Source organism: Lewinella sp., assembly GCF_050633125.1.
GTDB lineage: Bacteria > Bacteroidota > Bacteroidia > Chitinophagales > Saprospiraceae > Lewinella.
The window spans coordinates 20,804-33,332 of sequence record NZ_JBOEFX010000101.1; the positions used below are offsets into that span (position 1 = coordinate 20,804).

12 protein-coding genes are annotated in these 12,529 nt (G+C 44.9%); 6 read left to right on the forward strand and 6 right to left on the reverse strand.

What is annotated here, in order from left to right; translation table 11 throughout:
* Positions 1-140: 140 nt before the first annotated feature.
* Positions 141-1,928, reverse strand: coding sequence for a hypothetical protein (locus ACRBG0_RS20810; protein WP_431488775.1), 1,788 nt, complete (start codon positions 1,926-1,928; stop codon positions 141-143).
* Between the two features lie 10 nt (positions 1,929-1,938).
* Positions 1,939-4,017: a hypothetical protein gene (locus ACRBG0_RS20815; protein WP_431488776.1), complete on the reverse strand. Its 2,079-nt coding sequence runs from the start codon at positions 4,015-4,017 to the stop codon at positions 1,939-1,941.
* Between the two features lie 214 nt (positions 4,018-4,231).
* On the opposite strand from ACRBG0_RS20815, the gene ACRBG0_RS20820 reads away from it, so the two are divergent.
* Positions 4,232-5,521: a glycoside hydrolase family 2 TIM barrel-domain containing protein gene (locus tag ACRBG0_RS20820; RefSeq protein WP_431488777.1), complete on the forward strand. Its 1,290-nt coding sequence runs from the start codon at positions 4,232-4,234 to the stop codon at positions 5,519-5,521.
* A 250-nt stretch (positions 5,522-5,771) separates the two neighbouring features.
* Here the strand turns inward: ACRBG0_RS20820 and ACRBG0_RS20825 are convergent, their stop codons facing one another.
* The 3 genes from ACRBG0_RS20825 to ACRBG0_RS20835 all read right to left on the reverse strand — a co-directional run bounded on the left by ACRBG0_RS20825 (position 5,772) and on the right by ACRBG0_RS20835 (position 7,217).
* Positions 5,772-6,299: a hypothetical protein gene (locus ACRBG0_RS20825; protein ID WP_431488778.1), complete on the reverse strand. Its 528-nt coding sequence runs from the start codon at positions 6,297-6,299 to the stop codon at positions 5,772-5,774.
* A 173-nt stretch (positions 6,300-6,472) separates the two neighbouring features.
* Positions 6,473-6,847, reverse strand: coding sequence for a hypothetical protein (locus tag ACRBG0_RS20830; protein ID WP_431488779.1), 375 nt, complete (start codon positions 6,845-6,847; stop codon positions 6,473-6,475).
* Positions 6,840-7,217 carry a hypothetical protein gene (locus ACRBG0_RS20835; protein WP_431488780.1) on the reverse strand — a complete coding sequence of 126 codons (378 nt, stop codon included), beginning with the start codon at positions 7,215-7,217 and terminating at the stop codon, positions 6,840-6,842. Before ACRBG0_RS20835 ends, ACRBG0_RS20830 begins: the two co-directional genes overlap by 8 nt.
* A gap of 264 nt (positions 7,218-7,481) precedes the next feature.
* Here ACRBG0_RS20835 and ACRBG0_RS20840 point away from each other — a divergent pair, with 264 nt between their 5' ends.
* Positions 7,482-8,486 (forward strand): aldo/keto reductase, encoded by a 1,005-nt coding sequence (locus ACRBG0_RS20840; protein WP_431488781.1) that lies wholly within the window; start codon positions 7,482-7,484, stop codon positions 8,484-8,486.
* 61 nt (positions 8,487-8,547) lie between these two features.
* A complete protein-coding gene (locus tag ACRBG0_RS20845; RefSeq protein WP_431488782.1) occupies positions 8,548-9,447 on the forward strand; it encodes a sugar phosphate isomerase/epimerase family protein in 900 nt (299 codons plus the stop codon).
* A gap of 171 nt (positions 9,448-9,618) precedes the next feature.
* On the opposite strand, the gene ACRBG0_RS20850 is transcribed toward ACRBG0_RS20845, so the two are convergent.
* Complete coding sequence (locus tag ACRBG0_RS20850; RefSeq protein ID WP_431488783.1) at positions 9,619-10,056, reverse strand: cupin domain-containing protein; 438 nt, start codon at positions 10,054-10,056, stop codon at positions 9,619-9,621.
* An 82-nt stretch (positions 10,057-10,138) separates the two neighbouring features.
* Between ACRBG0_RS20850 and ACRBG0_RS20855 the strand changes: the two genes are divergently transcribed.
* The 3 genes from ACRBG0_RS20855 to ACRBG0_RS20865 are packed head-to-tail and all read left to right on the forward strand — an operon-like array spanning position 10,139 to position 12,030.
* Entirely contained in the window at positions 10,139-10,753 is a 615-nt protein-coding gene (locus ACRBG0_RS20855; RefSeq protein ID WP_431488784.1) for a TetR/AcrR family transcriptional regulator, read from the forward strand.
* A gap of 18 nt (positions 10,754-10,771) precedes the next feature.
* Entirely contained in the window at positions 10,772-11,128 is a 357-nt protein-coding gene (locus tag ACRBG0_RS20860) for a bleomycin resistance protein (RefSeq protein ID WP_431488785.1), read from the forward strand.
* 20 nt (positions 11,129-11,148) lie between these two features.
* The gene (locus ACRBG0_RS20865; RefSeq protein ID WP_431488786.1) at positions 11,149-12,030 is read left to right on the forward strand and encodes a DUF4349 domain-containing protein; all 882 of its coding nucleotides are present in this window, start codon (positions 11,149-11,151) and stop codon (positions 12,028-12,030) included.
* The last annotated feature ends 499 nt before the right edge of the window (positions 12,031-12,529 follow it).

Genomic DNA, 12,529 nt, shown 5'->3' on the forward strand with positions numbered 1-12,529 from the left:
ATAAAAAGCGATTTGGCTACGCGGCTACTACGTGATTGTTTTTCATAATAGTTAAATAAGCGATTCATTTAAAGCGTTTTAACTGTTTGGAAAACTTGAAGAAAATCGTAGTTTATTTTCTGCGCAATACTTGTTATGGATTAAAATTTCATGACATACTGTGCAAATACTTGCTGTAAGTCATAGTCATTGGTTGGGTCTAATGCCCGCTCCAAGCTAAATTGCTGGAACTGTACCGTCAGGTATACATCATCCTTGAAGCGGTAGCGTAGGCCTGCTCCGATCATGGTTTCCTGATCGTCGGCAACGAAGGCCGCAGGAAAATCTTCGATGTTATTGAATGCATCAATGAGAGGTATATAATCTCTGCCTTCCGCAGAAAGCATCTTTGCACCCAGTAGCAGGTCGAAACGGCTAAACAATTCTGCTTCGAGACCAATCTCTAAAAGGGTAGAACTCAAGTCTACCTGCTCTACTTCAACACCATCACGGTTTGTTTGTTCCTGTTGTAGACCCAAAGTGATTTTAGTGGCCTTGTCCCAATCAAGTATCTTGTTCAGGTGAACATCGGCCGCCAAGCGAACCTGGAGGAAATCTTTCAATTCGAAAGTACCCTGTCCACGAATTTCCTTTAGAAGTGCTACTCCTAGCTCTGCGTCAAAAATGCTGCTGTCGTCACCGTAAACAGCACCGAATTGTAGGCCAGTACGGTTGGCGGTAGCTTTGCCATAAGGCATAACATTGCCGTAGCGAGGGTCATAGGCCATCAAATCTTCCGACAGCTGGAAATTGTACAACGCCCGATCTCGGCCCAAGTCAAAAAGGGTAGGCATCCGTAAGCGACGCTCATTACCAATACGATTGTAGAAGGTCTTATTCCTGTTAAAGGCAACTCGTTTGCTTTGCGCAGCAATACTAAAGAAATCAGGGCCTACGTCCAGGTAAGTTGCAGAAAGGCGCAACTTGCTGGCTTTGAGGTCCACTGCCACTCCTGCTTCCAGGAAGGTGTCATCTTCGGTAAAGGTTGTTTTCTCTTCTTCTCGCAGGTCTAGCTTAGAGCTACCAACTTCACCCAATACCTGAACATTGATTTGCTCATTCTCGAAAAGGTGAACTGCAAAGTCTAAGGAAATCACCTGGTTAGTAATACCAGAAGTCGTATTTCCTGTTTTTAAATCATCCCATACACTGGAAAGATTCACACCAAAGTCTGCTTGCAACCCTACAGAGTCACGTAAGCTACGGGTACTGAAGTCCAAAGTTCCACCACCTACAAAACGATTGGGGGTAGTGAAGAAGTCGGTAGGCCGAATCCGTGCCACGAAGCCTTCTGCTTTCATCTCTCTGAGGATCACCGGGAAGGCTAAACCAAAGTCCAGCTTGGCACCCTGTAGTCGACGGCTATTGTTATCGGTATAAAACTGTTCGTAATCGATCACGTCTTTCTGTGGACGGAAGACTTCGGGTTCGTTGACGGTTCCTTCTTCGTTGGCGAGAAACAAGGTGTAAGGCGTCATCACATGGTCAAAATCACCCACGCGGTAGCGGACGGTATTGGCGATGAGGCCGCGAGCCCAAAGTTCACGGATTTCAACAGTTACACCAGCTCCGAAGAACCCTCCGAACTCATTGCGTAAACGCAAAATACCCTGTACCTCTGTATTGTCATTAGGTTGGGCATTGATCGCCACATCCAATAAGAACTCTCCGTCAGAGAGGCGGCGGGCGGTGGTCGTATCGGTATCCAGCAAAGCACCGTCGATACTGGTATTGTTTAGGATCGTCCGGCCCAAACCATTGAACTGAACCTTTGCTTTAGCGTCGGCATCTTCTCTGCTGGGCAGGGAAGAACCATCTTGTGTTTGTCCTGTCGTCCAACAGCAAAGTAGAAGCAGGCAAAATATAGGATATAGTAGATTTTTATTCATTACTGGTGGATTAAAAGAAGGTTTTTAATTCAATAGTGATTTCATGGCCCTTGTACTTGTCGAGTTCAAAGTTTTTGTCCTCAAAGTCCATGTGGCGATAGCGGAAGTATAGACCGGTTGCATCATTGAGTGTCCAGTCGAAACCGCCGCCGATAGCGAGGCCGGTCTGATCACGCGGCAAGTCGTTTTCTCCCCATTCGGTGAAACGGCCCCCTTGGGTGCGTTCCAGTCCGAGGTAACTCGTCAATAAGAATTTTGGAAACAGCTCGTAGTAGATGTCCAGTTCGTGATATTGAACAAAAAGGTAGCTTTCTGGACTAAGGGTTGGCCAAAGAGTTGCTTCCGATTTTGCTGCCATCAGGTTGCCCAGATAGAAAACGTAGAAAGCCTTCTCGTCGAGTTTAGTCTTGTATTTCGCTTGGAAGTCTACCGAATTGTAATACTTTTTGGTAAGCGGAGCTGCTGTGGCAGGGTCGAGATCGGTGGTCCTTACTCGTTCTGAAACTCCTCTAAAGAAGGAAAACTGGCGATTGTAAGGGCCAAAGACCGTCGCAGAGGTCGCATTTTCCGGGAAGGGATTGTAAATCCGCGAAAGCGCCAAACCATTGATACGGTGTACAAAGGAAATGTCTGAATTTTGAACTTCTAGCTCTCCGGCCAGTCCCCATCCAAAATTGAATTTGAAATCCTTATAGGTCGCCTCGGTGTTTAAGTTTATTCCGCGGCGGTTATGCGCCAACTGACCTACCTGGGTAAGTAAGCCTCCTGTGGAAACTTGCCCTGCGTTAACATTAGTTGCGAAATTTTGCTGAATATCAGGGTTGGAAGTCGTGTTTATTGCACCATTAAGATTATAAAAATCTTTCCCGATTTGATACAATTGGATATCCAACGGTAGTACCGAAACTTCTTTCGGAATCAGGACACGCATCATCAGTGCTTCCCCCCATTTACGTTCCGTGATGGGGCTCTCAAAGCTACCACCGCCTAACTCACCCTCCACATATACCTTCCCAAGTTTCCAATTGACCGTCAAGGTATGCACCTGGTAGTTCATGTTGTCGTTGGAGATACTGTCTAAAGCAGTGTGGCTGTAGATGGTATTTACACTGAGGGTGTTTCTTTCCGAGCCAAAGGTTTTGGAAATCTTACCACCAGCGATATAGCTGGGTAGGGCTCTTTTGTCACCAGAAAAACCTTGGTAGGTAGGTACATTACCTGCTTGCCCTGGATTTTGAATGGTAAGACTAGGGTCAACTATTGCATTGGCTAAACCTGCATTGGGTTGTGTTTTTCCCCAGAACATATCAAAGCCTAAGCCGCCAGGAAGACTTCTTCCGTCGAGGATAAGCCCTTGGAAGGCTTGGTTGTTCCAGCGTAAATCTCCAGGGTTGGGACTACCAGACTGGAAGTAGTTGTCGTATTTGCCCAAATTGGTAACTCCTTCCCAAGGGGTACGGTCAAAAATAGAGAATCGGTCCAGCAGTTGGTATACTCCAACGGTAAAAGGACTGAGGTTGTACCAGTGAATACCGCCAGCACGGACGCCGAATTTACCTATGTTGGTACGAAAGTTACCGTAAAAATTCAAACCCAGGTTGAGCGTGAATGTATTGTCGGTTGCCCGAGTGTTGGTGCCCAGATAAGGTGTGAAGAAGAAGAGTTCTGTTCCAAAAGCAGTACGACCATTGGGGCGAGCCGTGAGATTTAGCGACATCATTGGCTCCCGGTAGCCATCGCCCACACCATAAGTACGCTCGTAAGGCGCAAGATTGGGGTACGCTTCGGTCATATTACGACCGTATAGGAATAAACGGTAATACCCAAAAACGGTCAGTTTTTGTGGCTGTTTTTTTAGTTTATCACCAATGGCAGAGCCGCCGCGTTGGTCTAACCAAAGCAAGCTGGTCGTATCTGTTTCCAGTGCCACTTCGGAAGGAGTCGCCCAGCGAGTTATCGTCTGACCAGGTGGTTGATATTGACCGAAAAGAGAAAATCCATAGCAGCAGCCCAGTAGCACAAGAAGTGCCAAGGTGCCACCACGGCCAGGAACCTTTCGATGTTGTTCTATACGGTAAATAGATGCCATACACAGGTTGATTGAAATGATAAAAAGGTGCTCTTAACAAATGTAGTTACTCCTTGGGCAGGATTTTAAGAGGAAGCTACATCAAGGCTACATCCAGCCGAAATTGACCTACATCATTAGTACATCAATTCCGTATTTTCTTGGCTGTTAGCCCTTCTTTGCCTAATTTTTGGATAGATTTCTAAAGATTATGAAAATAAACCTTATAGAGGACATGAGGCAGTTTAAATATTTACTACTAGGATTGGTATTCTTTTGGGGAATGAGCATCCAGGCTCAGGAGACAGGCCCTATAAAAGTAGAGCTGGTACAGCAAGATGGAAAGTGGCAATTGCTACGAGGAGGAGCGCCTTACTATGTGAATGGTGTAGGCGGAAAAGATTACCTGGATCAGGCAGCTGCTTATGGTGCCAATTCTTTGCGTACCTGGAGCCCGGATGGTGCACAGGAAATTCTTGATGAAGCACATAGCAGGGGAATGACTGTTTTGATGGGCCTATGGGTTGGACAAGAACGGCAAGGTTTTAACTATGATGACCCAAAAGGCGTAAAAGCACAATTGGAAGGCTTCCGCGAAGTGGTGAAAACCTTTAAAGATCACCCTGCACTGTTGATGTGGGGAATTGGCAATGAAAACGATTTATTCTATTCTAATTTCAAAGTTTGGAATGCAATAGAAGATATCGCCAGTATGATTCACGAAGAAGACCCTAATCACCCTACAATGACGGTCACCGCCGGACTGGATGTGGCAGAGGTGCAACTGATTAAAGAGCGAGCGCCGAGTATTGATATATATGGTATCAATACTTATGCCGGATTGTTAGGAGTTGGCAAAGAACTCCGCCAGTTTGGTTGGGATGGTCCATACATGATTACGGAATGGGGACCTAATGGCCACTGGGAAGTACCCAAAACCGCATGGGAAGCTCCGATAGAGCAGACAAGCAGCCAGAAAGCGGCTTCTTACCAAGAGCGTTACAACAAAGGTATTGCAGAAGATGCCGACATGTGCATTGGGTCTTATGTATTCCTTTGGGGGCACAAGCAGGAAACTACTGGCACCTGGTACGGTGTATTCTTGGCAGACGGTACCGAAACGGAAGTGATGGACGTACTAGAGCACTCGTGGACGGGCGAGTGGCCTAAAAACCGCGCTCCTCACATCAACAGCTTCACTATGAACGGAAAGAATGTCACGGAAAGCGTCTTTACCCAGCAAGGAGATGTTTGCACCATTAATATTGATGCCTATGACCCTGATAATGATAAACTGGATTATCGTTGGGAGTTGTTGCCCGAGAGTACCGACATTCGTTCAGGCGGGGATGCGGAAGCAAAGCCCGAAGCGATGGATTTTAAAATCATCAAGGAAGAGAATGGCGTCCTACAGTTTCGGGCACCATTAAAGAAAGGCCCTTACCGGATGTTTCTCGTCATTTACGATGGTAATGGCAACGCAGCGACGGTCAATCTTCCTTTTTATGTGAAGGGGGATAGTTGAGGTGGATTTTCGGCTTTGGCCGAAAATCGTAGAGGGATGCGGAGCGATTTTGTCGCTCCTTGAGGTAAAGGGTATAGGGATTTTGAGAACCCAGGAGGAGTCGATTCTTTTTCTCTCTACTCTATACCTCAGGGACGCGTAGCGACCGATCCTCTCTACGGACTTTTGCGAAAGCTCCAACTAAGAATTTAATTTTGAGAAACCCTTACCTAAATTGCGCGGGCGCTCCATCATGGGGCGCCCGTTTTTATTATTCCTGATAAATAGAAAATTCATCTACCAAAACCTTACCGGTTACTACTTCGGTGCCTCCCGCAGAGAAATAGACGACCAGTGATTCATTCTCCGCCAAATCAAGGGCAAGACTATGAGAGGCAAAGGTCCAATCTTCTTCCGTTAAGGAAACGGTGAGCAGGTTTTCTTCCTCATCGCTACCCGAAAGCCGCTTGTTTATGACGAAGGTTCCGTCCCAATTGATGGTTTTAAACCAAAAATCTATATGGTAATTGCCACTGCCAGCTAGGGTCGGCACATAAGATGCTTCGCCAACGCCGGGTAGCCATTGTGGTTCAAGGGCGAGGCTATAGCTTCCTCCGCTAGCCGGGCTGTCTTCAAGTAGGGTGTAAAGTCCTTCCCATCCTTCTTGCTCCAAGGTCGTTTGGTCTTCAAAGCTAGTGGAATAAACCAACGCTTCCGGAGTTTGATTGATGTCTACCGATTCCTTTTTACAAGAAAAAAACAGTAGGGCTAATAGCGGGAGTAGGATTATTCTGGTCATGTTACTTACGTTCGTTTTCGGGTAAGACGGAGAACCAGGGTAGGGGGTTGGGTGGTTGGGGAGGAAAAATCAGCTTTAAGTCTATTTTGTTCCCTCTAGGTACTAGGGCAAACACAAAAGACCTCCTGTATTCCACAAGAAGCCTTTTGCTTAAAACCTACAACTACACTTGATCAAGCCACTGCTGGGACGTCTGTTCTACGGGCATTTTTTCTCCCTCGCAGGAAGAGGTATAAATTGAGGAAGAGCACTACGCCGAGGTAGACGGAGAAGGCGCCTACTTTGACGGCCAGGTTTTCTACCAGGTCTTGGGTATCTGCGATGCCATACATTTTTACGGTGTAAAGCGCGAAACCAATATTGAGGAGATAAAACCCCATCTCAAATAAGCGGTTAGTGGCCAGGGCAATGGTTTCTTCTCCGTGAAAGATTGCTAGCATGAAATGCTTTCCGTTGGCAAAAAGTGTTCTGGAAACGTAAATGGTCAACGCAATAGCCAGGGGCATGTAAATCAAATAGCCGATGAGAATCAATTTGTTATCAACCATGATAATTGTTTTTAAGGGTAAATAGATCAATATGGTTCCACTTTGCATACAGGTATAGGCAAAGAATATTATTGTAGTGAAGTAGTGCCAGCAAGAGGTAGATAATGCCAATGCGCTCTGTCAGGATCAGGAGTAGAGCCGGGAAATTGGTAATGGGCTCCCAGTAAGAGATCGTCATGAACAGGTAGCCAATATTCACCAGGTAGTAACCTAACAAGAGCAAGTTGTTGACACTGCTCGCGGTTTCTTCATTGGTGAAAACCTTCCTGATAAAGTGAATGCCGTTGCTGTGTAATCGCTTCCCAATGAAAACAATGGTATAGGTAGAGAGTAGCAAGTAAACTAAATATCCAGCAATATTCCAGGTCATAATTGGTAGGATTTAATAGTTAAACGCAGTAATCTTATTAAAGTTTCAGAAAATATTGAAAATAAAGAATTGTTGTGTTTTTTTACTCCTCTTTTCACCTAGTGCCTCCCTAAATCAGGGCTTAGGAACTGTACATAAATAAACATGCTTTCTAGAGGTGGTTATTTTGCGGCTAATTGAAGGTGCCAAAAACGGAGTTATGCCATAGCATAATGAGTATTTGTTCCTTAACGGGTATATTTACAAAAACAACCCCAACTGTTGATGAAACATACTCCCATTGGCCGTTCCGGCCTGATGACCAGCCCGCTCACTCTAGGCTCCATGTTGTTTGGTGAAAAGAGTGAACGCACCACTCCTGAACCAGAAGCACAACGCATCATGGATCACTATCTGGCTACAGGTGGCAATCACATTGATACAGCGAATGTTTATGCAGAAGGTCGTTCTGAAGAAATCATCGGCCGCCACCTTGGCGGCAAGCGCCAGCGGGTGATCCTATCTACGAAGGTTCGTTTCCCGATGGGAGAAGACCCCAACCAGAGTGGCCTGTCTCGGCTGCATGTGATCGAGAGTGTCCACGATTCGCTACGACGACTGAATACCGATTATATCGACCTTTTGTACCTGCATTGCTGGGACCCCATCACGCCACTATCTGAAACCTTACGGGCGCTGGACGATTTGGTGAGCAGTGGTAAAGTTCGTTATCTGGGTATCTCCAACTTTAAGGCCTGGCAGCTGATGAAGGCACAGGGCATGGCGGAGCAATCTGGCTATTCTCCCTTCATTGCCGCGCAGTACCAGTACAGTCTCGTGAAGCGTGATCTGGAGTACGAGTTTGCCGACCTCTGTGCGACCGAAGGGCTGGGCTTATTGCCGTGGGGCCCGTTGGGCGGCGGATTCCTTTCAGGCAAGTACACGCCTGACCAGCAGCCTACTGAAGGCCGTATTGCCACGACTGCCGACCATACAGAAGAAAGCTGGGAACGCCGTAATCAAGCCCAGAACTGGGAGATTCTTGCAGTGGTAGATAGGATCGCTAAATCCCATAAAAGCTCGCACGTAGCAGTAGCTTTGGCGTGGTTGTTACACAAAGAAATTGTACCTTCTGTTATCATCGGAGCACGCACGTTTGTGCAGTTGGAACAAAATCTGGAAGCAGCTACCCTGGAATTCAGTAGCGACGAGATGGCTCAATTGGATGAGGTGAGCAAGTTGCCGGAGTTATATCCTTATCGGATGATTGAGGCCTACGGCGGACGGTGAAAATAGATGTAGACCGATATTAAGGTATTTCCAGTAACCAGTAACCAGTAACCATCTTCAAATGAATAGACGTAAATTTTTAGAAAAATCAGGTATTGTAGGAGCTGCAGCGATGCTCACACTCCCTGGTTGTTCCTTGTTTAGTAAACCTAATCCGAAATACAAAATGGGCTACCAACTCTATTCCATACGGGACGAGATGGCCAAAGATCCTGTTGCCACGATAAAAGCCTTGAAAGCGATGGGGTATGAGGATTTTGAAACCTATGGTTACGAACCGGAAGAAGATACTTTTTATGGGTTTAAGTCTATAGAGTTCAGGAGGATTCTTGATGAATTGGGACTCTCAGTCTCTAGTGGTCACTTTGGATTTTCGCCTTTCCTTCATGCGTCAGATGATGCGCTTAAGCGGTTTGTTGATCAGTGTATCAAGGGTGCTGAAACTTTGGGAATGAAGTACATTACCTGGCCGTGGATTGCTCCTGAGCAACGTACCTTGGATAATTTCAAGCTGATGTCAGGCAGGCTAAATGGGATAGGAGAGCAGATTACCGCAGCCGGCCTTGGTTTTGCCTACCATAATCATGGTTTTGAATTTGAGGACCACGATGGTGAAAATGGTTTTGATATCATTTTAAAAGAGACCGACCCTGCGCTCGTCAAGTTTGAAATAGATATGTATTGGGTGATGCACTCTTCTAAGTATACGCCGAAGGAATTGATAGAAAAGCAACCAAAGCGTTATGTGATGTGGCACATCAAAGACATGGACAAGGTTTCGAGAGATTACACGGAACTAGGGAATGGCTCAATTGATTACCTTGATTTGCTTCCCGATCCTGTGGCTTCTGGTCTCGAATTTTACTTCATAGAACAGGGCGGTAACTATGCTCATAATTCGACCCAAAGTGCCGCTGATAGCGCCGATTATTTTAAAAAGAATTTGCAGCGATTTTTGTAGGGGACTGGGGTGCAGTTGCGATTTGTCCCCTAAATCATTAAGTTGACCGGTGACTCGCGCATCCGACTACATCACCGCAGCTAAAGAATAAAAATCAAGAGATGAATAAGGGGCAGATAGATCGGAATATGCACCCGTAGCACCGATAATCAATGTTTTCATACTTGTTTTTTATAGTTTAATATGCATATCATAATCCGCAGCTGTCTGCATTACTTTATTTATAATACTTTCGTCAACTGATTTTTTCATGGCTTCTGGCTCATTTTCCTGAATACCCATCTCCTCGAAGAAAGAAGAAAACCCTTTAGGACTATGGATGTTAAGCCACTTACAAGAGGAAGATCCAACATTGTTGAAGGTATGTACAACATTGGGAGGAAGATCAACGGATTCGCCTTGATGAAGAATTTTTGTTTCTCCATTTATTAAAAATTCCATTTCTCCTTCTAATACCATAAAGACCTCATTTAGTGCGGTGTGGAAATGTGGTGGTGGACCTGGTACATTCGGAGCCGTTTCACCGATTACCATGTCATAATTTCCTGAAACTTCAATAGGGCTTATTCTATGCCCTAAAACCCAAAGGTTACTTTTTTCTTTCATCATTGATTTTTTCTTTATGAGATAATTGTCTCACAAGTATAAGGAGAGGTTTTGACGATTGCAAATTTTATGAGATATTTGTCTCATGAATAGAGCTGAAATCACAAAAGGTAGGGTTAAGCAGAAACTGCAAACCCGATTAGAGATTCTTAATGCAGCCAGGGAATTAATGCAGGAAGAAAAAAAAATCACATTAGAAGATGTTGCCAAAAAAGCGAAAATTTCAAGAGCGACCATGTATCGATACTTCTCTAATATCGATTTACTTTTTGCTGAGACAAGTTTAGATATTAGTCATAAATCTACTGATCAGCTTTTTGAAGAGGTGAAAGAATTGACTTTTGCAGAGAGAATTTTTCACATACAAAAACACTACAATGAACTTGCTCAAGAGAACGAAACCATATTCAGACGATATCTCAGCGCTGTACTGTCAGAGTCTATCGTTTCTGATGAGCCGCTTAGAGGAGCAAGAAGAATGGAGTCTTTAAAAATGGCTCTTGAGCCTTACAAAGAGACACTCAACAAAGAGACATTCAAAAAATTAATTGCTAGTGCTTCTGTTCTAATGGGCATAGATTCAATCGTAATTTGTAAAGATGTTTGTAAATTGAATAAGGAAGAATCTAATGACACGCTGAAATGGGCTTTAAGCATGATCCTAAAAGGTGTCTCAATGGAGAATCAAGATATTAAATAGCTTAACATAAACAACCTAATGCTCACAAGCATCCATCCTAAACTCCCCATGCGCAACAAAGCGATTACCCGTGACTATTACCTCAATATGTTGGGGTTTGAGTTGGCGAGTAATACCGATTATGAAGGCTATTTGATGATAAAGAAAGATCAGGTGGAGCTTCATTTTTTCGAATTTAAAGACCTTGATCCAAAAGAAAATTACGGGCAGGTCTATTTTCAAACGGAGAACATTGAAGATGTTTATCAGTCTTTTTTGGAAAAGAAAGTCCCCATTCATCCGGCGGCACCTTTACAGGTGAAACCTTGGGGACAGAAAGAATTTGCACTGCTCGACCCTGATAATAATTTGCTGACTTTTGGGCAGAGTACTTAACCTTTAAAACACTAATAACAATGAGCTCTTTCAAAACACGTTTACGCAACACAGTCATTGGCTTCGGTCTGCTGTTTGTACTATTGTTTATTGCTCGCTTGATCTACGGGTACGTCTATTATCCAGAAAATGAGATCATCTACCGTGATAGTTCTAATGGCAGCGTAGCCCAATCCGTGCGCAGTATGGATAACCTGATGGTGAACGTTGCTTCTTCTCGTTACGAGTACAAGAAAGCGGATGCTGCCCAAACCCAAGCGCCTACTACTGTTCAGGTAGATCAGAAGTACGAAAAAACGGCGAATATGAGCGCCAGCAGTACTGCTTTCGGAGAAGATGAAGCCAGTATAAAGGCAGCCATTGAGAAAGAAAATGGCATCATTCAATACCAGCAAAAATCTGGTAATGAAGGAAGTCGAAAGCTGAGCTTGCAAATTGGTATTCCTCCATTGGTTTTCGATGATTTTGTAGCCTACCTGCAAGCTAACTACAAGATCAACTCTATCAGTATTGTAAAGACGGATAAGACCAACGAATACCGCGAGTTGAACGCCAAACGTGCCACGCTAAATAATACCCGCCAATCCCTGATGGAGTTGAAAGCCAAAGGCGGTAAAATTGAAGAGTACATCAGTTTGGAAAACCGTATTCTGGAGATCGATGGACAGCTACAGGCTTTAGGCGTGCAGCTCGGTAGCTTCGATGCCGAGAACGAGTTTTGTACTGTCAAGCTAGACCTTACAGAAAGCAGGGTTCGGGAAGTCTCGTTTACAAGTCGTTTGCGTACGGCTTTCTCATGGGCTATTGAGCAATACTTTATGTTTGTAGGGCTATTGCTGCTTACGGCGGCGGCTTCCTTCTTTGTATTGAAGATTGTAGATTGGTTGAAGGGGAAGATGTAAGCGATTGACCTCTACTGAGGTCAAGACACATAAATGTGTTTGGAATTGACCTCGGAGAGGTCATAGATTGGTAGAACAATATTTATTCGGATTAAAACGACCTCGGATGAGGTCGAATATCAATTCCTATTAGATGAGAGGGCCGGACGAATCAAAGCGGAGGGCTATGTTTCCTATTATGCGACCTCATCCGAGGTCGTTTCATCGTTTGTTTTATCTTTTCTACCAATATTCCACCTCTCTGAGGTGTGTATTTGACCCCACTCCTGATTTTGTTCGAGATGCGCCCCAACCGTATGATCGCACTGGTACGATTGGCGCAAAATTGTGTGCAAAGCGGAGTCTCAAACACGGCGCATCCCGATTTTCATAGGGAGAGCAGGACAAGCGAGAGTAACTGCTACGTAGGGCAGGGGTTCACACCCCGCATAAAGGAGTAGTGGATAGCGCGGGCATGGCCCCAATTATCATAACAAAACAAACATGAGTCATCCCGAAT